This is a genomic window from Ruegeria arenilitoris (genome assembly GCF_013035425.1).
Lineage (GTDB): Bacteria > Pseudomonadota > Alphaproteobacteria > Rhodobacterales > Rhodobacteraceae > Ruegeria > Ruegeria arenilitoris_A.
In genome coordinates, this window is the sequence record NZ_WQHX01000001.1 from 632,064 (window position 1) to 654,761 (window position 22,698).

General features: G+C 52.4%; 23 protein-coding genes, 1 tRNA gene and 1 pseudogene. 13 read left to right on the forward strand and 12 right to left on the reverse strand.

The window, feature by feature from the left end:
* Nucleotides 1-2: 2 nt before the first annotated feature.
* The 6 genes from GOV45_RS03015 to GOV45_RS03040 are packed head-to-tail and all read left to right on the forward strand — an operon-like array spanning nucleotide 3 to nucleotide 3,766.
* A complete protein-coding gene (locus GOV45_RS03015) occupies nucleotides 3-404 on the forward strand; it encodes a hypothetical protein (RefSeq protein WP_170474023.1) in 402 nt (133 codons plus the stop codon).
* Entirely contained in the window at nucleotides 401-685 is a 285-nt protein-coding gene (paaB, locus tag GOV45_RS03020) for a 1,2-phenylacetyl-CoA epoxidase subunit PaaB (RefSeq protein WP_170474026.1), read from the forward strand. Before GOV45_RS03015 ends, paaB begins: the two co-directional genes overlap by 4 nt.
* Nucleotides 685-1,443: a 1,2-phenylacetyl-CoA epoxidase subunit PaaC gene (paaC, locus tag GOV45_RS03025; RefSeq protein ID WP_170474028.1), complete on the forward strand. Its 759-nt coding sequence runs from the start codon at nucleotides 685-687 to the stop codon at nucleotides 1,441-1,443. Before paaB ends, paaC begins: the two co-directional genes overlap by 1 nt.
* Before the next feature lie 5 nt (nucleotides 1,444-1,448).
* Nucleotides 1,449-1,907 carry a 1,2-phenylacetyl-CoA epoxidase subunit PaaD gene (gene paaD / locus GOV45_RS03030; RefSeq protein ID WP_170474032.1) on the forward strand — a complete coding sequence of 153 codons (459 nt, stop codon included), beginning with the start codon at nucleotides 1,449-1,451 and terminating at the stop codon, nucleotides 1,905-1,907.
* Nucleotides 1,908-1,920: 13 nt separating this feature from the next.
* Nucleotides 1,921-2,994 (forward strand): 1,2-phenylacetyl-CoA epoxidase subunit PaaE, encoded by a 1,074-nt coding sequence (gene paaE / locus GOV45_RS03035; RefSeq protein ID WP_170474035.1) that lies wholly within the window; start codon nucleotides 1,921-1,923, stop codon nucleotides 2,992-2,994.
* 13 nt (nucleotides 2,995-3,007) lie between these two features.
* Nucleotides 3,008-3,766: a Phenylacetic acid catabolic protein gene (locus GOV45_RS03040; protein ID WP_170474038.1), complete on the forward strand. Its 759-nt coding sequence runs from the start codon at nucleotides 3,008-3,010 to the stop codon at nucleotides 3,764-3,766.
* Between the two features lie 4 nt (nucleotides 3,767-3,770).
* On the opposite strand, the gene GOV45_RS03045 is transcribed toward GOV45_RS03040, so the two are convergent.
* From GOV45_RS03045 to paaG, 5 genes are all read right to left on the reverse strand, one after another.
* Entirely contained in the window at nucleotides 3,771-3,986 is a 216-nt protein-coding gene (locus GOV45_RS03045; RefSeq protein WP_170474041.1) for a hypothetical protein, read from the reverse strand.
* 69 nt (nucleotides 3,987-4,055) lie between these two features.
* Nucleotides 4,056-4,652, reverse strand: a complete 597-nt coding sequence (locus tag GOV45_RS03050; RefSeq protein ID WP_170474045.1) for a TetR/AcrR family transcriptional regulator — start codon at nucleotides 4,650-4,652, stop codon at nucleotides 4,056-4,058.
* Nucleotides 4,653-4,673: 21 nt separating this feature from the next.
* Complete coding sequence (gene paaK / locus GOV45_RS03055; RefSeq protein ID WP_170474048.1) at nucleotides 4,674-5,981, reverse strand: phenylacetate--CoA ligase PaaK; 1,308 nt, start codon at nucleotides 5,979-5,981, stop codon at nucleotides 4,674-4,676.
* Nucleotides 5,982-5,996: 15 nt separating this feature from the next.
* Complete coding sequence (paaI, locus tag GOV45_RS03060) at nucleotides 5,997-6,425, reverse strand: hydroxyphenylacetyl-CoA thioesterase PaaI (protein WP_170474052.1); 429 nt, start codon at nucleotides 6,423-6,425, stop codon at nucleotides 5,997-5,999.
* Nucleotide 6,426: 1 nt separating this feature from the next.
* Nucleotides 6,427-7,212 (reverse strand): 2-(1,2-epoxy-1,2-dihydrophenyl)acetyl-CoA isomerase PaaG, encoded by a 786-nt coding sequence (paaG, locus tag GOV45_RS03065; RefSeq protein WP_170474054.1) that lies wholly within the window; start codon nucleotides 7,210-7,212, stop codon nucleotides 6,427-6,429.
* Nucleotides 7,213-7,365: 153 nt separating this feature from the next.
* On the opposite strand from paaG, the gene paaZ reads away from it, so the two are divergent.
* The 5 genes from paaZ to GOV45_RS03090 all read left to right on the forward strand — a co-directional run bounded on the left by paaZ (nucleotide 7,366) and on the right by GOV45_RS03090 (nucleotide 13,592).
* The gene (gene paaZ / locus GOV45_RS03070) at nucleotides 7,366-9,396 is read left to right on the forward strand and encodes a phenylacetic acid degradation bifunctional protein PaaZ (protein WP_170474057.1); all 2,031 of its coding nucleotides are present in this window, start codon (nucleotides 7,366-7,368) and stop codon (nucleotides 9,394-9,396) included.
* Nucleotides 9,397-9,453: 57 nt separating this feature from the next.
* The gene (locus GOV45_RS03075; RefSeq protein WP_170474059.1) at nucleotides 9,454-10,263 is read left to right on the forward strand and encodes a PaaX family transcriptional regulator C-terminal domain-containing protein; all 810 of its coding nucleotides are present in this window, start codon (nucleotides 9,454-9,456) and stop codon (nucleotides 10,261-10,263) included.
* A gap of 229 nt (nucleotides 10,264-10,492) precedes the next feature.
* A complete protein-coding gene (locus GOV45_RS03080; protein WP_170474062.1) occupies nucleotides 10,493-11,440 on the forward strand; it encodes an alpha/beta fold hydrolase in 948 nt (315 codons plus the stop codon).
* A gap of 96 nt (nucleotides 11,441-11,536) precedes the next feature.
* Nucleotides 11,537-11,613, forward strand: a tRNA-Met gene (locus tag GOV45_RS03085).
* A 347-nt stretch (nucleotides 11,614-11,960) separates the two neighbouring features.
* Nucleotides 11,961-13,592: a bifunctional aspartate transaminase/aspartate 4-decarboxylase gene (locus tag GOV45_RS03090; protein ID WP_170474065.1), complete on the forward strand. Its 1,632-nt coding sequence runs from the start codon at nucleotides 11,961-11,963 to the stop codon at nucleotides 13,590-13,592.
* A gap of 160 nt (nucleotides 13,593-13,752) precedes the next feature.
* Here GOV45_RS03090 and aspT read toward each other — a convergent pair whose 3' ends face one another.
* The gene (gene aspT / locus GOV45_RS03095) at nucleotides 13,753-15,453 is read right to left on the reverse strand and encodes an aspartate-alanine antiporter (protein ID WP_170474068.1); all 1,701 of its coding nucleotides are present in this window, start codon (nucleotides 15,451-15,453) and stop codon (nucleotides 13,753-13,755) included.
* A gap of 468 nt (nucleotides 15,454-15,921) precedes the next feature.
* Here aspT and GOV45_RS03100 point away from each other — a divergent pair.
* Together GOV45_RS03100 and GOV45_RS03105 are read left to right on the forward strand one after the other, a co-directional pair.
* Nucleotides 15,922-16,584 (forward strand): annotated as a pseudogene (locus tag GOV45_RS03100) (IS6 family transposase).
* A 75-nt stretch (nucleotides 16,585-16,659) separates the two neighbouring features.
* Nucleotides 16,660-16,761, forward strand: coding sequence for a hypothetical protein (locus GOV45_RS03105; protein WP_170474070.1), 102 nt, complete (start codon nucleotides 16,660-16,662; stop codon nucleotides 16,759-16,761).
* A gap of 302 nt (nucleotides 16,762-17,063) precedes the next feature.
* Here GOV45_RS03105 and GOV45_RS03110 read toward each other — a convergent pair whose 3' ends face one another.
* The 6 genes from GOV45_RS03110 to GOV45_RS03135 are packed head-to-tail and all read right to left on the reverse strand — an operon-like array spanning nucleotide 17,064 to nucleotide 22,591.
* On the reverse strand, nucleotides 17,064-17,996 hold the full coding sequence (locus GOV45_RS03110) for a 3-keto-5-aminohexanoate cleavage protein (protein WP_170474073.1): 933 nt from the start codon (nucleotides 17,994-17,996) through the stop codon (nucleotides 17,064-17,066).
* Between the two features lie 2 nt (nucleotides 17,997-17,998).
* A complete protein-coding gene (locus GOV45_RS03115; RefSeq protein WP_170474077.1) occupies nucleotides 17,999-19,015 on the reverse strand; it encodes a branched-chain amino acid ABC transporter permease in 1,017 nt (338 codons plus the stop codon).
* A gap of 2 nt (nucleotides 19,016-19,017) precedes the next feature.
* Nucleotides 19,018-19,884, reverse strand: a complete 867-nt coding sequence (locus GOV45_RS03120) for a branched-chain amino acid ABC transporter permease (RefSeq protein ID WP_174823568.1) — start codon at nucleotides 19,882-19,884, stop codon at nucleotides 19,018-19,020.
* Nucleotides 19,881-20,591: an ABC transporter ATP-binding protein gene (locus tag GOV45_RS03125; RefSeq protein WP_170474080.1), complete on the reverse strand. Its 711-nt coding sequence runs from the start codon at nucleotides 20,589-20,591 to the stop codon at nucleotides 19,881-19,883. Before GOV45_RS03125 ends, GOV45_RS03120 begins: the two co-directional genes overlap by 4 nt.
* Entirely contained in the window at nucleotides 20,584-21,312 is a 729-nt protein-coding gene (locus tag GOV45_RS03130) for an ABC transporter ATP-binding protein (protein WP_217362435.1), read from the reverse strand. Before GOV45_RS03130 ends, GOV45_RS03125 begins: the two co-directional genes overlap by 8 nt.
* A 10-nt stretch (nucleotides 21,313-21,322) precedes the next feature.
* A complete protein-coding gene (locus GOV45_RS03135) occupies nucleotides 21,323-22,591 on the reverse strand; it encodes an ABC transporter substrate-binding protein (protein ID WP_170474083.1) in 1,269 nt (422 codons plus the stop codon).
* Nucleotides 22,592-22,698: the final 107 nt, after the last annotated feature.

A 22,698-nucleotide genomic window follows, 5' to 3' on the forward strand; every position in this document is an offset into this window, starting at 1 on the left:
ATATGAAGCCTCCTTCATCGCTACTTCGCATTTTGCTGCTGATTAGTGTCGCTTTTTTTCTTTGCATGGGGCTGGCGCATTTCAGCGGCCTCAAATGGCCGGTTCTGTTTGTTTACTTTGATACGCCTTACTACGCCTATCAGGACAAGATCATCTCATTCACTTTGATCACCTACGCATCCTTGTTCTTTGCGGCATCGCGCCATCTGATCGTAGTGCCCTACGCGCTGATTTCGATTTGGGGAACTGTTTTGGGACTTTCCGCCGTAAACCTGTCTTCAGCGCTAAGTACTGTTTTAGAAAACCAAGGCACTCTTCTCTATTGGTTGCAAACAGTTAGTTTTGCGGCTTTGGCCGCAGTACTCACCCTTCTTTATCTTCGAGAAAAGGAGACAGCAGCATGAAAAACGAATGGCCACTATGGGAAATCTTCATTCGCGGTCAACATGGGATGAGCCACCGCCACGTCGGTTCGCTGCACGCCCCCGATTCTGAAACGGCGATCAAGAATGCGAGGGATGTTTATACACGGCGAAACGAGGGCGTTTCGATTTGGGTAGTGGAGGCGAATAACATTTCGGCGTCATCACCTGGTGACAAAGGGCCGATGTTCGAACCCAGCGAAAGCAAGGTCTACCGCCACCCAACTTTCTACGACATTCCAGACGACGTAGGCGCAATGTAATGACCCACGACGAAGCATTGGCACAGTTTCTGCTGCGGATGGGCGACAACACCTTGATCCTTGGGCACCGTGTTAGTGAATGGTGCGGCCATGCACCCGTGCTTGAGGAGGACATTGCGCTTGCTAATATTGCGCTGGATTTGATTGGTCAGACACAGATGTGGCTTGGGCTTGCGGGCCAGATTCAGGGCGGACAAAGCGCGGATGACTTGGCTTTTCTGCGTGACGCGTGGGATTTTCGCAATGTCCTGCTGGTCGAAGTTCCTAACGGTGATTTTGGCCGGACCATAATGCGACAATTCCTTTTCGACGCTTGGCATTCAATCGTTTTGGAACAGCTGCAATCGTCTGCGGATGACCGCGTTGCAGCCATCGCTGCCAAAGCACGCAAGGAGGTTGCATATCATCTCGAACGTTCACGAGACACTGTGGTGGGTCTTGGCGACGGAACAGAGGAAAGCCATAGCCGTATGCAAGGGGCGCTGGATTATCTTTGGCCATACGTAGGAGAGATGTTTGCTGTCGACGAAGTTGATGCGATAATGACTGATGCAGGCGTCGCTCCGAACCCATTTGATTTGCGCGCGCAATATGACGCGTTGATCGAAAAGGTTATGACCAAAGCGACGCTCACCATCCCAGAAAACAGATTTGCGCACAAGGGTGGTCGCGACGGACGGATGCATACAGAGCATCTGGGTCACTTGCTGACACAGATGCAATGGTTGCAACGCGCCTATCCCGGCGCAAGCTGGTAAGACCAATGCGCGTCTCAACCGATCAGGTTTGGGAATGGTTGGAAGCTGTTCCAGATCCCGAAATCCCAGTGATCTCAGTTGTGGATTTGGGCATTGTACGGGACGTGCGGTGGGATGCAGAAACGTTAAAAGTCATCGTGACACCGACCTATTCCGGATGTCCCGCGACCTCGGTTATCAATATGGATATTGAAACCGCGCTGCGAGACCACGGCGTTGAGCATCTGAAAATAGAGACCAGCATTTCGCCGCCATGGACGACAGAGTGGTTGAGCGAACAAGGCCGGGCAAAGCTGGAAAAGTATGGCATCGCCCCGCCGCAACCTGCGGGCGGGCCACAGCGGTGCCCACATTGCGGCAGCAAGGCCGTTCAAAAGGTAAGTCAGTTTGGGTCAACACCCTGCAAGGCCCATTGGCGTTGTACTGAGTGCATGGAACCTTTTGATTATTTCAAGTGCATCTGAGGAGGAGCACGGCATGGCTCGCTTTCACGATCTGAAAGTCACTGACATCTACAATACCATCCGCGATGCGGTTGTCGTGACTTTGGAACCTGTGAACGAAGATGCAGAAATGTTCGACTTTGCTGCCGGACAGTATCTGACTTTCCGACAGGAATTTGACGGAGAAGAGCTGCGGCGGTCCTATTCAATTTGTGCGGGCAAAGATGATGGCGTGTTGCAGGTAGGGATCAAGCGTGTGGACGGCGGCGCTTTTTCAAGTTGGGCAAACTCAGGCTTGAAAGTTGGTGACATTGTGCAGGCAATGGCGCCCATGGGCAGCTTTCACACGCCCTTGGATCCGGCCTCTGAACGGCATTACCTAGGCTTTGCGGGTGGGTCTGGCATAACCCCGGTTCTATCGATCTTACGCACAACTCTAGCCCGTGAGCCAAAATCACGTTTCACACTCATCTACGCAAACAAAGGCGTGAATACGATCATGTTCCGCGAGGAGCTAGAGGATCTCAAGAACCTCTACATCGGTCGAATGAACGTAATCCATGTTCTGGAAACCGATACGCAGGAAATTGACCTTTTTACTGGTTTGGTGACGCGGGAAAAATGTGCTCAGTTGTTTGAGCACTGGATAGACGTCGACAACGTCGACACAGCCTTTATCTGCGGGCCCGAGCCAATGATGCTGGGTATCGCGGCCGCCTTGCGCGATCATGGATTGGATGAAAGCCAAATCAAGTTCGAGCTTTTTGCCAGCGCCCAACCGGGACGCGTCAAGCGCAAGTTAGACGCAGCGAATAATCGAACTCAGGCCAATCAGACACAGGCGTCAATCACTCTGGATGGATCGACTCAAACAATATCGTTGCTCAAGGATCAATCCATTCTGGATGGAGCCTTAGAAAACGCCATGGATGCACCTTTTGCTTGCAAGGCAGGTGTCTGTTCCACATGTCGATGCAAGGTGATCGAAGGCGAGGTCGAGATGATGTCGAACCACGCGCTTGAGGATTACGAGGTCGAGAAAGGCTATGTTCTGAGCTGTCAGGCCTATCCCCTGACTGACCGTGTCGTCGTCGACTACGACCAATAGAGGGAAAAAGCCAATGTCAGACGCCATGTCCATCGACAGCTATCTCGCCGCAGGTGGCGTTTTGACGAACCCCACCAATGTCCCACCCAGATATCGCGCTGAGTTGATGAAACTGATGGCCACATTTGTTGACAGTGAACTGGCCGGTGCGGCGGGTTTTGCGGACGCAATCAATCTTGGCCCGGGGATCAAGGAACGGATCGCCGCCGCGCGTATCGTTCTGGAAAAAACGGACAGCGCCGAGCGCGTCCTGAGGATAATGGGGGAATTCGGAGTAGATACCGACAGATACGCCACGCATCACCCTTGGACGGCACGTTTGGCCCGCGGTGCTGATATTGGCGCCGTGCGCAGCGAACACGATATGCGCTTGGCTGTATTCAACTACCCGATTCAAGGTTGGACTGACGCTGTCGTAATGAACCTATTGATGAGTAACGCGGTGGTCGAACAACTGGCCGAGTTCTCATCAATCTCTTATCAACCGTTGGCCGAGGCATTCCGCGAGATTGCACCTATTGAAGAGCACCACGGTGAACTTGCTTTGGAAGGTGCCATCAAGTTGGTTGCACAAGGGGAAACCGAGACAATGCAAAACTCGGTAGACTATTGGTGGCCGCACGTGGCGGCCAGCTTTGGTTCGGGGAACGTAGAAAAAACCGAAAACCTGAGAAAAATGGGCCTTCGCCATAAATCTGGCCCCGAACTTAAACGTAGTTGGACAAAAAAGGCGTCAGACCTTCTGGATCAACTGGGCCTGACGAAACCGTAAAGAGTTAACTGAGGCGCTTTCGGCTAATTAGGCCGTATTTCAAGGCAAACGACCTTAGCGATTTTCGCCGGGATTTTAACGATTTCAAACCCAACTTGGCCGAAGAACCGCCTTGGCGATTGAATTCAAAAACATCGATTATTTTTTCAGCGCAGCCACATGCCTCGCCCAGTCCGACTTTGGCAAAGTAGAACTTTTCAAATCGTTCGGGGTCATTCATTGCGGTCCTCCTGAGTTCAATTAGCACTTAATTGCTTGGGGGCCCAATCAAACGCTTGCGAGCCAAGATTTAGAGTCCGCGCACACCCTCTAGCGCCAGATCGCAAACCAACTGGGCATATTCCGTCCGCGCTTCGGCGTCCGCGTTGGTATTCCACATATAAAACCAGTTCAGCATCCCAAATATCGACATCGTAGTAGCCCGCAATTTGGCCGGGTTGCCCCGGAAAACATCAGGAGCAATGTCGCCAATGATGTCGCTCAGAAACTGCACCAACTCCCGCTGGTAACTTTTTAGAAGCTTTTGTTGATCTGGAGGCAACGCAGACATGCCGCTGGTTTGAACCCGGTGTTCGTCATCCACACCTTGATACGCCAGTAGGATTTCCCGCACTGCCTTGCGCAGCGTGTCGGACGCGGACAGGCCCCGCATATCCAATCCTAAAATTCCATCGCGCAACTGCCGCAGATAGGTGTCCAGCATATCGAACAAGATTGCGTCTTTGCTTTCGTAATAATGGTAGATATTGGCTTTTGATATTCCGCATTCGGCGGCAAGTTGCGTCATCGAGGCCCGATCGAACCCTTCGCGCGCGAAAACATGCGCCGCAGATTTAAGAATACGGGTGCGTTTGTGGTCGTGGTCTTTGGCGATCGTGCGGGCCAATCTGTTATCTCCAGAAAAAGGTCAGTTGTTCCGGTTGTCGATGACACGTCGGGCCTTGCCCTGGCTTCGCTCAACAGTGCCTGGTTCCCCGACATGGATTTCAGTCGAAAGTCCAACGACGTCTTTTATTCGGCGTTCCAGCTTTTGGGATGCCTCTTTCCGGCTAGCCTCATCAGAAACAGAAAGCATGGCTTCGACGTGAACGCGCATCGCGTCCATGTGCCCGGCGCGAAAAAGTTCGATTTGGTAATAAGGCGCAAGACCGACTGTTGCCAACACCTGCTCTTCGATCTGACTGGGGAACACATTTACGCCACGCAGGATGATCATATCATCCGAACGCCCTGTGATTTTTTCCATACGTCTCATTGAGCGTGCCGTCCCCGGAAGCAGCCGTGTCAGATCGCGCGTACGATAGCGGACCATGGGCAGCCCTTCTTTCGTAAGCGTCGTAAAGACAAGCTCTCCCATTTCACCATCCGGCAATACCTCTCCAGTCTCTGGATCGATGATCTCTGGGTAGAAGTGATCCTCCCAAATCACCGGCCCGTCCTTAGTTTCAACGCACTCATTGGCAACGCCCGGCCCCATGATCTCGGACAGTCCATATATGTCGACCGCATGCATATCGAAGGCTTGCTCGACTTCGGCTCGCATCGAATCCGTCCACGGCTCTGCCCCAAATACTCCCACGGCCAGCGAGCTTTGCCGAGGATCCAAACCGACCTTATGGAATTGCTCAAGAATGTTGAGCATATAAGACGGCGTCACCATTATCCCGTCTGGCTTAAAGTCGTTTATCAGGTCGACTTGTTTGGCGGTTTGGCCCCCGCTCATTGGGATGACTGTGGCGCCCAGGCGTTCAATTCCATAATGCGCGCCCAACCCGCCGGTAAACAGACCATAACCATAGGCGCAGTGGATGATGTTCCCCTGTCGCAACCCGCTGGCACGCAAGGACCGGGCGACCAAATCGGCCCAAGTATCGATATCGCCTTGCGTGTAACCAACGACAGTCGGCTTGCCGGTCGTTCCCGACGACGCGTGGATGCGTATGATTTGTTCGCGCGGCACGGCAAAAAGACCGAAAGGGTAATTGTCGCGCAAGTCACTTTTGTACGTAAACGGGAATCGGCCAAGATCTCCGAGCGTCTTCAGATCGCCCGGATGAACCCCTGCATCTTCAAACCTTTTGCGATACATGGGAACATTTTCATACGCGTGTCTAAGTGACCATTTCAGGCGATCCAACTGCAACCCGCGGATTTCATCAATTGATGCGATTTCGATTGGTTCAAGGTCCGCCTTGTTCGGTGTCAAATCTTTCATCCAATCCACCTCATCTCAGGTCTCCTCGAATACCGGGTTACCGAGTGCGCGGGAAAATCCACGAAACTCGGCAATTTTTAGGTTGTCTTGATTGATGACCGTCACATCGTAAATGCCGCTTCGCCCTGTAAGGTTCAGCTCCACAGCATGGGCTGTCAAACGATCGCCAGCTCTTGCTGGCGCGACATAACTGATAACGTTATGTTGCGCGACGGTCGAGCTGTTGCGACTGTTGCAGGCAAAGGCGAAAGCACTGTCGGCCAGCATGAACGTGACACCACCATGGCAAATCCCGTGCCCGTTACAGTGATGGCCCTCGACCAGCAAAGCGAGCGTTGCGGTCCCCTCGTCGATTTCGACGAGTTCCATTCCAACCCATTGCGAGGCTTGGTCCCGGCTCCACATAGCAGCTGCCGATTTTTCAGCACGTATTTTTGGCGTCATCTCATTCACCTCGGAAAACCGGGGCACGCTTTTCAAGGAATGCCGTGACACCCTCTGCGTAATCGGCGCTTCGACCGCAAACGCGCATTGCGTCGGCCTCAACTTCTAGATGTTGGGATAGATTGTTTGTCGCTGCCGTCTGAATTACTTGTTTTGTCATAGCAAGGCCGAGGGTCGGCCCAGAAGCCAGATCTGCAGTCAACGCGCGGGCTTCTGACATCAGTACGTCGTCCGGCACAGCTTTCCAAATCAATCCCCAGTCTTCCGCCTGAGACGCCATCAAGGGTTGCCCAGTAAGAGCCAGACCCTTTGCACGAGCCTCACCCAACAATCGCGTTAGGTGCCAACTGCCACCGGTATCGGGGATTAAGCCGACCTTCGAGAAAGACTGAATGAATTTCGCTGTCTCCGCGGCCAGCACAACGTCACAAGCTAGAGCGACGTTAGCTCCTGCACCCGCCGCGACACCGTTTACTGCGCAAACAACGGGAAAATTCAAAGACCGGATCAGGCGAACCAATGGCGCATAGTAAGTTCGAACCGTGCTTCCCAGATCCGGTGGCCCATCCATCTTAGCAGGGTTTCGATCCGCTAAATCCTGCCCGGCACAAAATCCACGCCCTGCGCCAGTGAGCAAAATTGCCCTTGCCCCACCGTCGCGGGCAACCTCAAGTGCCGTACGCAGGGCGAGATGCATTTCGTCGGTGAAACTGTTCAGACGATCAGGCCGATTCAGTGTGATTTCAACCCATTGACCATGGTTTCGCGAAAGAACTGTATAGGACATTTCCTGTTCGCCTTACAAGTGACCCAACAAAATTCTTGCATAAACCGAACGGTTGGTCAATAAATTATGGAGCCCTGCAAGCCTGCGACCTTAAGGTTCGCACTCGTGCGTTCAACAACATCCGGCTGAAACTCAAAAAACAGGAGAATATATATGTCCCTGCATCAAATCTCCAGTTTCGCTGCGGGTTCTTGGATAAAACCCGGAAGCGGAGCACGAGTGGTAGCATCAGCCATTACAGGTGAACCTTTCGCAACAGCTGGAAGTAGCGATCTGGATATGCAGGCCATGCTGGATTATGCGCGGGAAACTGGCGGTCCGGCCCTTCGGAAAATGACCTTTCATCAACGAGCACGGATGCTCAAGGCCTTGGCGCAAGAGCTGTCTAAACACAAACAAGCTTTGTATGACCTGAGTTTTCAGACCGGCGCGACGCAGAAGGATCATCTCATCGACATCGACGGCGGCATCGGTACGATGTTCGTCTTCGCATCGAAGGGCCGACGCGAAATGCCCGATACACAAGTCTATCTTGATGGCGAGGTTGAGCGGCTTTCTCGGGAGGGAACATTTCTGGGTCAGCACATCTGCTCTCCTTTACTGGGGGCGGCGATCCATATCAACGCATTCAATTTTCCAGTTTGGGGCATGCTGGAAAAACTGGCGCCCACCTTGCTGGCGGGAGTTCCCGCTATCGTAAAGCCAGCGACGAATAGCTGTTATGTTGCCGAGTTGGCAGTTCGCATAATGCTAGAAAGCGGCCTCTTACCGGCAGGCGCGTTGCAGCTGGTGTCGGGCGGCCTTGGCGACATGCTGAATCGGCTTGATTGTCAGGACGTAGTAAGTTTCACGGGGTCAGCTAAAACGGCACTGGAATTACGCCAAACTCATGCGCTCATCCGGAATTCTGTCCGTTTCGTCGCTGAACAGGACAGTTTGAATGCCTCGATCCTTGGTCCAGATGCCGTCGCCGGAACGCCGGAATTTGATCTTTTTGTTAAAGAGGTCAGCCGCGAGATGACTGTAAAGGCAGGGCAGAAATGTACTGCCATTCGCCGCATTATCGCACCCGAAGTACAGGTCTCGGCATTGATCGAGGCCCTGACGAAACGTCTGGCGCGCGTGACAATAGGTGATCCCCGAATTGACGACACTCAGATGGGCCCCTTGATCTCTGGCGCGCAAAAGGCCGACGTCATGGCCAAAGCTGACTTAATCGCTACGGAGAGTGAAAAGGTTTTCGGCGAACCCGATGCATTCGAGCTTCAAGGCGAGGGTGTTTCAAACGGAGCCTTTGTTCCTCCAATGCTGTTTTATTGCGGTGTTCCGGACACAGCAACACATGTTCACGAAACCGAAGCCTTTGGGCCTGTATCAACGATAATGGGCTATAGAGACGTGGACCACGCTATTGCACTTGCTAATCGGGGCGGCGGTTCACTTGTGACATCGCTGATCACACACGACACCAACGTCGCGCGTGAGGTTGTGATCGGCGCAGCGGCCTTCAACGGACGCATCTACATTAATGACCGCACTTCGATGGGTGAATCGACTGGGCACGGGTCTCCGTTGCCGCATATGGTGCACGGTGGGCCCGGACGCGCGGGCGGGGGCGAGGAACTGGGCGGTGTCCGCGCGGTCAAACACTATATGCAACGAACCGCCATTCAAGGCTCGCCAGATATGCTGACCCAAATTGGGCAGAAATGGGTTCCAGGCGCAACTGAAATCCAAAAGCCTCATCACCCGTTTACCTACAAATTCAGCGAGTTGTGCATAGGTCAGACATTGCACACAGAAGCCCGAACGATAACTCTCGAAGACATCGAGCATTTCGCCAATTTCACTGGCGATACGTTCTATGCCCACATGGACGAAGCCGCGGCAGAGCGAAATCCTTTCTTCCCGGGGCGGGTCGCCCACGGCTATTTAGTGCTAAGTTTTGCTGCGGGCCTTTTCGTAGAGCCGAGTGAAGGCCCTGTTCTTGCGAATTACGGACTGGACGGCTTGCGTTTTATGAAGCCGGTATCACCTGGGGATGCGATCAAGGTTCGCCTAACTGTCAAACAGAAAACACCCCGCAACGAAGATTATGGCGAAGTTCGCTGGCATGTAACGGTCGCAAATCAAGACGACGAAGCGGTCGCGGAATACGAGTTGTTGACCATGTGCGCCGATTGATCCTGCATTATGGGGAATGTGTTTTTCTTATTTCTCCGAATAAGTTAAACTGTTTTCATGGTCAGTAAAGACACGTGGTTCCAATCCGCAGTCGCCGAATTGACAGACCCGCAAAATCAGCGGGTTTGGTCTATAATCGTATCCCTGTTTGGTGATCTTGCCCAAGAACCCGGCTCTCAGATTTCTGGCGGTGCCTTAACGCGTATTATCGAGCCAATTGGCGTCAAACCCGAAGCAATTAGGGTAGCGCTGCACCGTTTGCGAAAGGACGGCTGGATCAAAAGTGACCGCATCGGGCGGGTTTCGCGGCATTTCCTGACCGACTTTGGGCGTACGCAGTCAATTGCAGTGTCGCCCAGAATCTACGCCCAAAACCCAAAGCCCATCAGTCATTGGCATTTGCTGATAGCCGAGGAAGGTTCCGGAACTCCTTTGCTGGAAGATATGATGCTCAGCCATGAATACACTCCGATCAGTCGCACTGTTGCTCTGGGTCCCGGTCCAGTACCGGAACGAACGGATGGATTGCTGGCCTTTGAGGTTACCGCCCGCTCAGTGCCCGAATGGGTTCAGCAGAGTCTTTGCTCAACAGATCTTCGCAGTTCCTGCCGCGAATTAATGGTCTCCGCGCAGCGTACGGCGCGCGCCAGGCCAGCGGCGTGGCGACCCACACCAACAGAAAGCGCCACTTTGAGATTACTTTTGGTACATCGGTGGCGGCGGGTGGTATTACGCCAACCAGATCTACCACCAGAGTTTTTCCCACCCGACTGGGCAGGCGCTGAGTGCAGGAGGGCAGTGTTTCAATTGCTCGAAGGGCTGCCTCGCCCCACTTTGGACACCCTAAACGAAACCGAAGAACCCTGATAGAATATCTTATCCGGTTACAAGGAATGCTCGATCGAAAGCTTGCCACCCTGCCCGAGGTCTAAAAGAAAAAATGCACCCAATTGAACTACTACATTGCTTGAAAAACTAACTTAACTGGCCTACCGACCCAAGGTTTTTGACGCATGAACGCCATCTTTGGTCAATATGGAAACTGGAATTTAGCTTACAGGCTTTGCCGAGTCTGGCCAAACGGGAGAGATTTGAGATGACGGCTTTGCTTACAGTTGTCCTTCTTCTCATCCTTTTACTCGTGATGATGAACCTCTGGACACGTCGCCTAACTAAGGAAGGGTTAAAAACTGTTCCACAACTTGGTAAAATTATAACTGTTTCTGGAGGAAGCATCCATTTTGTTGAGCGCGGAGATCCCAACAATCAGACCATCGTCATGATACATGGACTTTCGGGTCAACTTCAGCACTTTACGTACGCATTAGTAGATGAGCTATCGAACGACTTTCACGTCTTGGCCGTGGACCGGCCAGGTTGCGGCTATTCCACTCGTGACGACCCACGGCTCGCATCTCTGCCCCAGCAGGGACGTATGATCCAAGAATTCCTGCAAAGCCAAAACATAGAAAACGCCGTTTTGGTCGGACATTCGCTGGGTGGTGCCGTTTCCCTGTCAATGGCGCTTGAATTTCCTCAGGCTACAAAAGCACTGGCCCTGCTTTCGCCGTTTACCCACGAAATGCCCGACACACCTCCGGTATTCAAACCTTTAGAAATTCGAACCGCGTGGTTGCGCAACCTGATCGGGCACACTTTCGCTGTTCCACTGGCACGCAAAGCGGCCCCATTTGTGCTGAATGATGTGTTTGCGCCCGAGCCCGCTCCAACAGACTTTCTAGATCGCGCCGGGGGCGCATTGGGGCTGCGCCCGTCGGCCTTTATTACCGCCTCGCAAGACGTAGTGGGCGCAGAATCCAGCATAGGTTTGCTCAGCCAAAGATATGCTGATCTCACTGTTGCGGGAGGCGTGCTATTCGGCGCAGAAGACCCGGTTCTTTCTGCACATGTTCATGGAGCACCCATGACGGCTTTTGGTCTGAATTATCAAGAAATGGACAGACGTGGTCACATGATCTTAATCACAGCACCTAAAGAATGTGCCGGCTTCATTCGCTCCGTCGCTGAGGCCGCCTCCAAATGACATCAGTCAAGGATACCCGACAACAACAAACCCAGACGGAGCGGTTTTTTCCTCTTGACCCTCCCTTGCCCCTCGCTTAAATCGCCATTCACTCGTGGCGGAGTAGCTCAGGTGGTTAGAGCAGCGGAATCATAATCCGCGTGTCGGGGGTTCAAGTCCCTCCTCCGCTACCAAATTCCCTTAACAATATCAGAACACTGGATGCATTCTGGCATCACTAGTAGCGATGTTTCCCTGTTCTGGGTGACAATTTGGGTGACAGCTGACGATTTTTGCACCTGATTTTCTTGTAAGCGGACATTGATGGACACCGCAGCGAAGGACTGCTCGGAGCCCAAACCGGACGTAAGATTTATAATAACCGGCCCACCTCAAGTGTTAGATCAAAAGTATGATCCGCTACTTGATGATACTCGTTTGTCGGTCGTCCCCTTTTATTAGCCTTGTTTACATTGACGCAAATCCTTGCATACGATCCGGTTGAATTCTTCCAATCACTTTAACGCAAGGGTTTGATGCCATGTCAGAAACACTGAACCTGCATAAATTCGAAAACCTCAGTCCTTTCCAGATCAAAGACGAACTTATCAAGCTGGCGCAGAGAGAGTCCCGCCAGATGGCGCTGCCCTATCTGAATGCGGGGCGCGGTAACCCAAACTGGATCGCCACCAAAGCTCGCGAGGCGTTCTTTCTTTTGGGTCAGTTCGCGATGACCGAAGCGCAGCGCCATCGTTATGAACCGAAAGTTGGGTTAGCCGGGATGCCACAAGGACCGGGCTGCTATGACCGGCTCAAGGCTTATTGTGCGAACTCAGTTGAGAAAACCGGCCCTCAGGGGGCCGATACTTTGATTACAGTGGTGGACTACGCGATTGAGAGATTTGGGTTCACGCCTGACGAATTCGTACTCGAATTGACTGACGGCATTATTGGCGATCATTATCCGATGCCGGATAGGTGTCTGAAGCACAATGAAGTCATCGTCCATGAATACGTAATGTGGGCCATGTGCGCTGGGCATCGGCCTGATGCAAAGTTCGAAATTTACGCGGTTGAAGGTGGTACTGCCGCGATGTGTTACATATTCAAAGCGCTCAAAAACCAGCGGTTGCTTAATGCAGGAGACACAATCGCTCTGGGTACACCGATTTTTACGCCCTATCTGGAAATGCCAGTGCTGGAAGACTATGGGTTGAGCACTGTGGACGTTTCCTCGGAAGAGGAAGACCATTTTCAACTAAACGACGAAGATTTCGAAAAACTCGCCGATCCAAAAGTCAAAGCGCTATTCTTGGTCAACCCGGGAAATCCGTCCTCTGTCGCCATTAGTCCCCAAGTAATGACCCGGCTAGTCGAATTCGTAAAGACACGCCGCCCTGACCTGATCATCCTGACAGATGATGTCTATGGTACCTTCGTTCCAAACTTTCAGTCGGTTATGGGACACCTGCCTGAGAACACGATCGGGGTCTATTCTTATTCAAAATACTTTGGCTGCACCGGCTGGCGCCTGGGTGCAATACTGGTGGCCGAAAACAATATCTTCGATAAGATGATTGCTAATGCGCCGGAAGAGACCAAAGCCGTGGTCAACGCGCGTTATGAGTCGTTGACCCCTGATCCGTCCTCGTTCAAGTTCATCGACCGGATCGTCGCCGATAGCCGCGATGTTGCGCTTAACCATACTGCCGGTCTGTCTGTGCCGCAGCAGGTGATGATGACGCTTTTCTCGTTAGTTGAGTTGATGGACGAAACAAAAGGCTATCAGAAGTTCTGCTGGGGCATCCTTAAACATCGTTTCGACGAACTGGTCGAAGGGTTGGGGATCGAAGTGGCAGACAACCCTCTGTTCGACAAATATTACGGTATCATAGATTTTGAGTTCTGGCTGCGTAAGTACGTAGGCGAAGAAGTTGTCGATTGGATCAAGGAAAATGTTCACCCGCTGGATATATCCTTCAAACTGGCACAGGATCATGGCATCGTGCTACTTAACGGGTCTGGCTTTGATGCGCCCAATTGGTCGGCTCGGGTATCTTTCGCCAATTTGGATGACGGCGCCTATCGCCAGATCGGCCGCGCTGTGAGGGCGGTTGCGGTGGGTTATGTTCAGGCCTATCGCGCCTCTAAAGGTTTACCGCTGCACGGTTAAATTTGGGCTCGTTGAGCGGCGCTCACCATAGAGTTGATAGGGGTGAACTTCGTCTCCAATCCTGCCTTAGTCTTGCTGATTATCGATGCTGCAGACTATGCCGTAGAAAACTTGTCGCTGGTTCTGTTAGGCTCAGTCATCGGGATCTTTCTGTTTTGGCCTAAGGCACGAACGCTACAACCAACGGCCCCCAGAGCGTAAGGAAGATGTTCGCAACTGCGTAAGTCATGGTGAACGCTGGTGTAGGGGTCGAGTTTCCGGCCTTTTCCAGCAGCGTCGCAAAACCGGGGTTGCCTGAGCGAGAACCGGTCACAACCGCGCAAGCCTCTATCGGGTTTTTGATCCTTAAGGCGTAATAATTGATCGGGAATTGTACGATCATCGGCATCAGTGTGACCACGACGCCCAGCAGTAGCAGAGTAACACCATACTGTTGAATTGCCTCGAGCGCAGGCTTTCCAGCATTCAGGCCGACTACCCCGACGAAAACTGCCAGACCAAAGCTTTGCAGAAAGTTCGCCGCACCACGGTTGATACCGCCAATTTTGGGCCGTCGAATACGCAGATACCCGATGATCAACCCGGTAACCAGGCAACCCAAGCCGGAGCCAAGCGCCACTTTTGTCCCAGCAATCACAAAACTGATTTCGCCTATCAGATAACCAATTGCCACACCTATACCCAGCGCAATGAAATTCGTGATGGAAGCCGAGGGCGGGACATATCCCGCCACCTTCGCGACCCGGTTTAGGTCGTTTTTATGGCCAACAATACTTACCTCGTCACCTGCGTGGATCTCGGTATTGTGCAGCACAGGCACGTCGTGACCCATACGGGTTATCTTTGAGATGTGAACACCGCGTCGCTGATCTGCCGTCAACGCGTCACGCAGCTCGGCAAGGGTTTTGCCTGTCAGTTTACGGTTGGTGATAACGACATTGCGGCGTTCTTCAACAACGGTCAGTTCGGGTGGGTATTCGCCAATCTCTCCGCTAGCAGTGCCCTCAAACTGGGTAAGGGTCGTGACTATGCCGGATACGACAATTACGTCCCCCGAATTGACAATCGTATCAGGTATCGGATTCACTGGAACACCTCCGTGCAGCAGTTTTTCCACGATCAGATCACCATTATAGCCGTCTTCTATGGCTTTAACCGATTTGCCTGCAATCGAGGCATCAGCATTTACCTGGTAAGCGCGGGCGTCAAAACGGTTCATTGGAAGAAACTCGCCTTCTTCCAGATTGCGACCGCCACCGCTGAGTTTTTGAGCAAGCTTGATTGCCTCTTGCCGCAAGTCGACGCGCAGAATGATTGGAATAACGCTAACCGCCAATATTGGGCCAATCGAGCCGAAAATGTAAGTCACCGAGTATCCTACGGCGATGTTGGTTTTCAACTTTTCCGCCTCATCTGCGGCCAGGCCCAGCAGATCAATGGCGTTTCCTGCGGTCCCAATTATAGCGGATTGTGTCAGCCCTCCAGCTGCCAGTCCAGCTGCCAAACCTTTATCCAACCCAGCCAACCGAGCGACCACAATGACAAAGAACAGACCCCAGAGGGTCATCATAAATGCGGCTAGCAACTTCGTCAGGGCAGTTCGATTTAAGGCAGCAAAAAATTGCGGGCCGCCATTGTATCCAACCATGAATATGAAGAGGGAAAAGAAAACATTCTGAACGTCGGTGCTGAGGTTGATACCTCCGATTTGGCCGACAAAAACCGCGACCAACAAGGTGCCGGCGATGCCCCCCAATTCGAACTTTCCGATCCGGAATTTTCCGACACCGTACCCCAGGCCAAGACAAAGAAACAGAGCCATGATCGGGAAGGTGCGAAGTTGTTCTGCAATCAATTCCATTTTGAAATCTCCAGGGTCTCTCCAAGGGCCCGTTCCGTTCTAGGTACATCGCCAATTTGAACTGAACACAAGAACATTTTGACGACCAACGCCGAGCAGACAAAAAACTCTTAGAACGAGTTCGCTTCAAGGTGCGATGAGATTGGGGAAGGGGAACTTCTATTGTCGGAAACGTTGGACAAACCTCTCACTCTTTGTTGGGCTCAGAGGTGATTATTAGGCCATACCGAGGGATATTTCGCCGCTTCGTCTGAAGCAACGACAACTGTAACCGGCTGCACATACGATTAATTGGGGTATTGGTTTTGGCTGCATTGCACGACAGCTTTGGGGAAAACGTGTCGCATAACCTACGGCGGTTCAAAGAGTCTTGTCAGTAGAACTTTGCTTGAGCAGAGCAGGTCGATTGCATAGCGTTTAGGAATGACCAAACCTTCCTCCTTCAAGTACTTCAAAACTAGCCCATAGATCATCCGCCTGTCGGTGATGCTGTACATCCGATTTCCGCTGTCGCTGCAGAATGTCGAAGATCTGTTGCACGAACGCGGGATCGATGTCAGCCATGAAACTGTTCGCTATTGGTAGAACAGGTTCGGCCCAATGTTTGCTTCTGAGATTAGACGCAAACGGGTCCAGCAACTTCGAGCCTTCTCAAAATGGAAATGGCATGTGGACGAGGTCTTTGTGAGGGTGAATGGCCAGCGACACTATCTGTGGCGGGACGTAGATCATGAGTGCGAAGTACTCGAAGCCGTTGTCAAAAAGCGCCGAAACAAAGCTGCAGCATTGAAATTCCTCAGGAAATTGATGAAGCGCCGTGGCTGTGCGGAAGAGATCGTGACGGATCGCTTCGCTTCCTACAAGGCTGCACTTAGAGAAATGGGATCGCTCGAAAAACAAAGGACCGGCAGGTGGCTCAACAATCGCGTAGAGAACTCGCACCTGCCATTCCGACGACGAGAACGCGCCATGCTGCGGTTCAGGCGAATACGAAGTTTACAGAAATTCGCCTCCGTCCATTCTTCCGTATACAACCACTTCAATCAGGAAAGATCGCTCGCAAGCAGAGATACCTTCAAGCTGACACGCACCGCTGCTCTTGCCGAGTGGCGCGAACTTGGCGCGGGATAAAGGACAGCGTCACTGGCCTAACAGAGACGAGTTCGAATTCGTCTGACAGCACCGCTCAAGGACCTGCCCTATGGAATGGTCTGGCAGGAATTCTGCGAAAGGCACGACGCCCCTTGCGGCCTTGCCCTCACGGGCTCGCTGGAGACCTACCAGGCGAGTGTGAGCGGACGCGGATAGGTCGTCTGGGCCCAAGGGCGGCATTGTCCGCAAATCAGTCGTTCACAGCGAACGACCGCTCTGAGCCCAAAACAGACATTTAAAAATCCCTACTACCAAATAGAGCTCCAACCGCGATAACTATGAATTATCTTTGTTTAGGCCGCCCAAAAAGCGTGAGAGGTTTTTTCGAAAATCCTCTCGATATAGGTCTACATCATCAAATTTTGGAGTAATAACTGCCAATTCCGCATTAGGGATCATTTTTGAAAGCGATGACGCATGTGGTAAGCAGTATTGCCGGAAATGCAGGGCGCATATTGTCAAAATGCGACGCGATCTCCACCCTTCAAATCCAAGATTTCTCGTGCTTCGTCCGGGCTGGCAACCTGGGACCCCAACTCCTCGACTATTCGCCGGATTTTTCCCACTTGCTGCGCGTTCGACACGGCCAATTCACCCCGTTTAATAAAAAGACTGTCCTCCAAACCAACACGAACATTGCCACCCATTTGGCTGGCGGTTGTCGCCATTGGAATCTGTGCGGCGCCAGCCGCCAAAATCGACCAGCGGTAACTGTCCCCAAAGAGCTTGTCCGCCGTCTTTTTCATAAAGACAAGGTTATCAATATCCGCGCCTATTCCGCCTAGAATGCCCATTACGAATTGGATAAACACAGGCGTTTTGAACAACCCAATATCCATGCAGAACTTCAAGTTATACAGGTGACCCACGTCGTAACATTCATGCTCGAATTTGATGTCATGTGGTGCAAGCGACTTTGCTGCTTCTTCAATATCGCGAAATGTATTGCGAAAGATATTGCCGTCCGAGTTCGAAACGTAATCCTTCTCCCAGTCGTATTTCCAATCGGCGTAGCGCTTGGCGAGTGGGTGAAATGAAAAGTTCATCGAACCCATATTCATCGAACACATCTCGGCGCTGAAAGTAGCCGCTGGCTTAATTCTATCCTGGATTGAAAGCGTTAATGAACCACCCGTAGAGATGTTCACGACCGCATCAGTAGCCTGCTTGATCCGAGATAAGAATGGAGAGAAGTCGTCCGGGTCGACCGATGGAGAACCATCTTTCGGATTCCTGGCGTGCAAGTGCAATATCGAAGCCCCTGCCTGTGACGCCTCTATCGCTTCTCGCGCGATGTCGTCGTAGGTGTAAGGCAGCGCGTCGGACATTGTCGGTGTATGGATCGCGCCGGTGATGGCGCACGTGATTATGGTCTTTTGCTGGCGCGACATCGCTAAGATCCTTCTTCGTCTTTTGGGAACCTGACCCGATAGCTGAGTGGAAAAAGCTCAAGGTCGAAACGGTCTCGGACTAATCCCCACAAACCCTTGGGCGCCTTCAACATGACTACAATGGCCACCAAACCCAGCACCATCAGGTAAAATGTTCCGAAGTCCGCCAGAGTCTCACGCAGCGCGAAAAATACCAGCGTACCAATGATTGGGCCTTCCAGAGTCCCAATTCCGCCAATCACGACGATGAATATTACGAAGGCGGTCCAATCGTTGACGCTGAACGCGGCGTCTGGAGAAATGCGAAGCTTTTGTAAGAAGATGAGTCCGCCAATTATTGCTGTGAATGCTGAGGCGATAACATAAACTTCCAGCTTGGTGCGCCATATATCAATGCCGAGGCCTGATGCAGCAACTTCACTGTCCCGAATTGCCGTTAACGCAAGACCGCGGCGAGATCGAAGGAAAAAATACACGGCCAACAAGACAATGACCGCCGCACCAAGTGCGAGCCAGTAAGAGTTTGCTTCGCGAGTTGCTTTCTTGGCCCCAATTTCTTTGACAATCGCTACTGGCAGCGACGATCCTGAACCGCCCCCGAGAGACTGAATTTGCGCGAATGAAAGCCGGAAAACTTCGGCCACGACCCAGGTGCCGATGGCGAAATAGGCGCCTTTCAGACGGAATATCAGGGTTGCGATCGGGATGGACAAAGCAGCGGCCAAGAAGCCACCGACAATAATGGCCGGCACCGGATGAAGTCCGCCGAATATCGTTAGCGCAAACAGCATATAACCGCCAAAACCGACGAAAGCCTGTTGGCCAACGCTAACAAGGCCCGCGTAACCAGCCATCAAGTTCCAAATACACGCCAACGCAAGGTAGAGGAAAATTTCGGACATGAGCCGCATGTCCGCGCGGCCTGCCCAATAAGGACCAAGCGCAAGGACGACGAGGACGACCAAACCGATGAAAAGTGCCGCTCGGGAAGCCGGGGTCGCTCGAGTTACTGAAGGCATGCTCAATGTTCTACCCTCGGGAAAAGCCCGTTGGGGCGCAGCGCCAAAACAACAAGAAACGCGATGTGCCCCGCGAGAAGCTGCCAACCGGGGTCTATCTTTGCGCCGATCGTTTGTGCCACTCCTAAAATAACGCCGCCGGCCAACGTCCCCCAAAGATTTCCCAATCCGCCAATTATCACGGCTTCAAATCCAAATATGAGACGGCCAGCACCGATTGACGGATCAAAACTCGTCCGCATACCGAGAAGGATTCCAGCAATTGCAACGACGCCAAGCGCCAAGGCCATAGCGAGCCCATAAACATGCGCCTTGTTCAGCCCCATTAATTGCGCGATGTCCTGATTGTCGGACACTGCGCGAAACCCGCGTCCAATCGCGGTTGCGTAAAAAACCCATTGCAACCCCGCTATCACGACAATCGCTATTGCAAAGGTTACCAAAGGAAGAATGCCAATAGCTAGGCCGCCGACTGGGATCGAAGCCGTCTCGATCAACCCGCCGTTTAACTTTTGTGGGTCGGCTGTATATATCTCCAGCAGCGCATTTTGGATAATTACCGACAGACCGAAGGTCACCAAAAGTGGCGGTAGAATGTCGTCGCCGAGCGTTTGGTTGAGAAGCCCACGTTGAAGCACGTAGCCAAAACCTGCCATCAGCGGGATCACGATAAGAAGCGCCACAAATGGATGCACGCCCAGCATCACAATCGTTGTAAGACCCATATAAGCCGCTAGTATGATCAGATCACCGTGCGCAATATTTACCAGCCTCATAACGCCAAAGATCAAACTAAGCCCTGCTGCAAACAGCGCATAAAGACCGCCAAGCAATATCCCTTGTACAATTGAATTAACCCATTCGATCATGCAGCAACTCCGAAGTAGGCAGCGGTTATGTCTTCCCGGCTGACCTCGCCAACTTTGCCGGTCAAAGAAACCCGCCCCTCTTGCAGACAATAGACCCTGGAAGAAACCTCCAGCGCTTTGGATATGTCCTGCTCAACAATCATTGCGGTCATCCCTTCGCCAACGATGTTCGGCAGCGCCTCGTAGATGCCCTTGATTACAATTGGTGCCAGTCCCAAGCTGATCTCGTCGAACAGGATTAGTTCCGGGTTCGACATCAGGGCACGTCCAATGGCCGCCATTTGCTGTTGACCGCCGGAAAGCGAAGTTGACGGCTGGTTGCGCCTATCCGACAGAACTGGAAATAACTCGTAAATCCTTTTCAAGCTCCATGGTCCGCTTCGCCCAACAGTACCGCCGAGGAGGAGGTTCTCCTCTACAGACAGTGATGGGAATAACTGCCTGCCTTCAGGGACTAAAGCGATGCCCATATAAGCGACTTGATCAGCCCTTTTTGAACCGATCGAGGCACCTTTAAAAGCAATCTGTCCGGATTCGTTTCTCAACAGTCCGGAGATCGAGCGCATTAATGTCGATTTGCCGGCTCCATTCGCGCCAATAATAGCAATGACTTCGCCCAGCTCTAGTGACATGTCGATATCGTAGAGGGCTTGAAAGTCGTCGTAAAACGCGTCCAGCGAATTAATGGACAAAAGAGCGTCAGACATCTGGATCGACCCCGAGATAGATTTCTTTTACTTCAGCGCTCTCCATGATCTTCTTGGGTTCGCCTTCAGATATTTTCTTACCGAAGTCGATAACGATGAGATGGTCGACCACCGCTAACAGAGCGTGAACAACGTGCTCAATCCAAACAATCGTTGTACCGCTTTCATTTACTGCCTGAATTGTCTGGATCAGTTCGCCGCATTCGGCCTCTGTAAGCCCACCGGCAATCTCGTCCAACAAAAGCAGTTTTGGCTTTGCCGCCAGTGCCCGAGCCATCTCTAACCTTTTTCGCTCCAATAGCGTCAATGCACCTGCTCTGACGTTAGCTTTTGGTAGAAGCCCCGTCTGCTCAAGTACGCCAATAACGTGGTTTTCGGCATCGTGACCGCGCAAACTGGCACCTTCTGTGGCTGCTACAAGCGCATTCTCGAAAACGGTCATACCAACAAACGGATGAGGAACTTGATAGCTGCGCGCAATGCCGAGTTTGCATCGTCCTGCTGCTCCTACGCTCGTGATCTCCTGCCCGTCGAAATGAATACTTCCAGCATCTGAACGAAGCACTCCAGTGATCAAATTGAAAAGTGAAGTCTTGCCTGCCCCGTTGGGTCCGAGGATGCCGATCGCGGCACCCTCGTTAACCTCAAAGCTAGTCTTATCGGCAACGACAATTGCGCCGAACGATTTGCTGAGACCGTCAACCTTTAGCAATGCAGACAACAGTCTTGCCCTATCCGAGGAGGAAGGTTTCACCGCCGGTCGGAATTTGCGGCGCGTGTTTGTTGTTGGTTATGACAAGCTCGAGACCATTGCCGTTGTCTTGCCATTGGCCACCGACGAGCGGCGTCTTTGAGACGTTAGGAACAGGGCCATTTGACCAATTCACATCACCAACAATCGTCGACAAATTGGTCGCTCGGATTGCAGCAACATTGGCTTCGGCATCTTCGATGTCTTCCGACCGACGAACGACGTCTGCGATGACCTCTGACAAAGCGTGCTTGAACCCGATGGGTTGTGTCCACGGGCGCCCTGTTGCCGTTGTGTAACCGTTGGCCAGATCACCAGCGGATTGACCAGTAAGCGACGATGAAAATGGATGACTGGCTGACCACCAAACCTCTGTCGTCAATCCAACCCCGCGGGGACCCAATGACTCAACCACGGACGGGAACAGCAGCGCTTTGCCCACGGTCGCAATCTTTGGCTGGAAGCCCTGCTGTGCAGCTTGCGACCAGAATGTCCCAAAATCTGGCGGGATCATCACTCCAGTCAAAATCTCGCAACCAGCTTCTTTGAACGCGGCAATATAGTTAGAAAAATCGTCGTTCAGAGGTTGATATCTGCCGGGATCAGTCAGCTCAAAGCCTTGCGCGGCAAGCGGAGTCGGCAAGCCTAGTTCGGGGTGGCCCCAAGCGTTTCCATCGGAGTCGTTGGGGAAGAGTCCTCCAACTTTCTTCGGCACACCGCTATCGTTCCAGATGTTAGTGAAGTTCGCAATGACGTCTTCGAGACCCCAGAAGAAGTGATAGGTATACTGGAAACCCTCGGCGGGATTGCCGTTGCGGCCAAAGAAATAAGGTTGCCAAGGCGCATCTGACGTGACGCAAGGTATTTCGTTGATTTCAGCTTGGTCAGCCACAGGATTTGTTGTATCCGGCGTCCCGGCTGCCGTTATGAAATCGACTTCATCATCGAGGATCAACTGAGCGGCAACTTCTGCCGCTCGGTTCGGATTTGACTGACTATCCTTTTTGATGATCTCAATCGCGTATGTTTTGCCATTGTTTTCAACACCTGCGAGCGCAGCCTGCAAGCCTTCAATGACATAGTCGTCGGGTTCGGCAAATCCGGCCAATGGACCTGTTGAAGGCGTCACGAAGCCGACTTTGATCGTCGGGTTTTGCGCATATGCTCGGGTTGCTGTCAGAATTCCCGGAGCGGCGACGGAAGCTGCCAGCCCACCCAGCACTTGGCGGCGGTTCGTTCTGAGTTTCATAGATCTCCTCCCTTCGAAATAGATTAGCTTCTAGCGTTGAAGCCAGTGTAGTCGTTGTGAGTTTTGCTAATATCTCAAAATGCTCCACTCACATAACATTGGGTTAT

Bases quoted from the DNA above. Each gene is read 5' to 3' on its own strand.
- paaI (WP_170474052.1), bottom strand. From the start codon at position 6,425: ATGACGCCAAAAATACGTGCTGAAAAATCGGCAGCTGCTATGTGGAGC.
- aspT (WP_170474068.1), bottom strand. From the start codon at position 15,453: ATGGAATTGATTGCAGAACAACTTCGCACCTTCCCGATCATGGCTCTG.
- GOV45_RS03125 (WP_170474080.1), bottom strand. From the start codon at position 20,591: ATGTCTGACGCTCTTTTGTCCATTAATTCGCTGGACGCGTTTTACGAC.
- GOV45_RS03105 (WP_170474070.1), top strand. From the start codon at position 16,660: ATGGTCTGGCAGGAATTCTGCGAAAGGCACGACGCCCCTTGCGGCCTT.
- paaC (WP_170474028.1), top strand. From the start codon at position 685: ATGACCCACGACGAAGCATTGGCACAGTTTCTGCTGCGGATGGGCGAC.
- paaG (WP_170474054.1), bottom strand. From the start codon at position 7,212: ATGTCCTATACAGTTCTTTCGCGAAACCATGGTCAATGGGTTGAAATC.
- GOV45_RS03120 (WP_174823568.1), bottom strand. From the start codon at position 19,884: ATGATCGAATGGGTTAATTCAATTGTACAAGGGATATTGCTTGGCGGT.
- paaK (WP_170474048.1), bottom strand. From the start codon at position 5,981: ATGAAAGATTTGACACCGAACAAGGCGGACCTTGAACCAATCGAAATC.
- paaE (WP_170474035.1), top strand. From the start codon at position 1,921: ATGGCTCGCTTTCACGATCTGAAAGTCACTGACATCTACAATACCATC.
- GOV45_RS03080 (WP_170474062.1), top strand. From the start codon at position 10,493: ATGACGGCTTTGCTTACAGTTGTCCTTCTTCTCATCCTTTTACTCGTG.
- GOV45_RS03075 (WP_170474059.1), top strand. From the start codon at position 9,454: ATGGTCAGTAAAGACACGTGGTTCCAATCCGCAGTCGCCGAATTGACA.
- GOV45_RS03115 (WP_170474077.1), bottom strand. From the start codon at position 19,015: ATGCCTTCAGTAACTCGAGCGACCCCGGCTTCCCGAGCGGCACTTTTC.
- paaB (WP_170474026.1), top strand. From the start codon at position 401: ATGAAAAACGAATGGCCACTATGGGAAATCTTCATTCGCGGTCAACAT.
- GOV45_RS03040 (WP_170474038.1), top strand. From the start codon at position 3,008: ATGTCAGACGCCATGTCCATCGACAGCTATCTCGCCGCAGGTGGCGTT.
- GOV45_RS03135 (WP_170474083.1), bottom strand. From the start codon at position 22,591: ATGAAACTCAGAACGAACCGCCGCCAAGTGCTGGGTGGGCTGGCAGCT.
- GOV45_RS03045 (WP_170474041.1), bottom strand. From the start codon at position 3,986: ATGAATGACCCCGAACGATTTGAAAAGTTCTACTTTGCCAAAGTCGGA.
- paaD (WP_170474032.1), top strand. From the start codon at position 1,449: ATGCGCGTCTCAACCGATCAGGTTTGGGAATGGTTGGAAGCTGTTCCA.
- GOV45_RS03090 (WP_170474065.1), top strand. From the start codon at position 11,961: ATGTCAGAAACACTGAACCTGCATAAATTCGAAAACCTCAGTCCTTTC.
- GOV45_RS03110 (WP_170474073.1), bottom strand. From the start codon at position 17,996: ATGTCGCGCCAGCAAAAGACCATAATCACGTGCGCCATCACCGGCGCG.
- paaZ (WP_170474057.1), top strand. From the start codon at position 7,366: ATGTCCCTGCATCAAATCTCCAGTTTCGCTGCGGGTTCTTGGATAAAA.
- GOV45_RS03015 (WP_170474023.1), top strand. From the start codon at position 3: ATGAAGCCTCCTTCATCGCTACTTCGCATTTTGCTGCTGATTAGTGTC.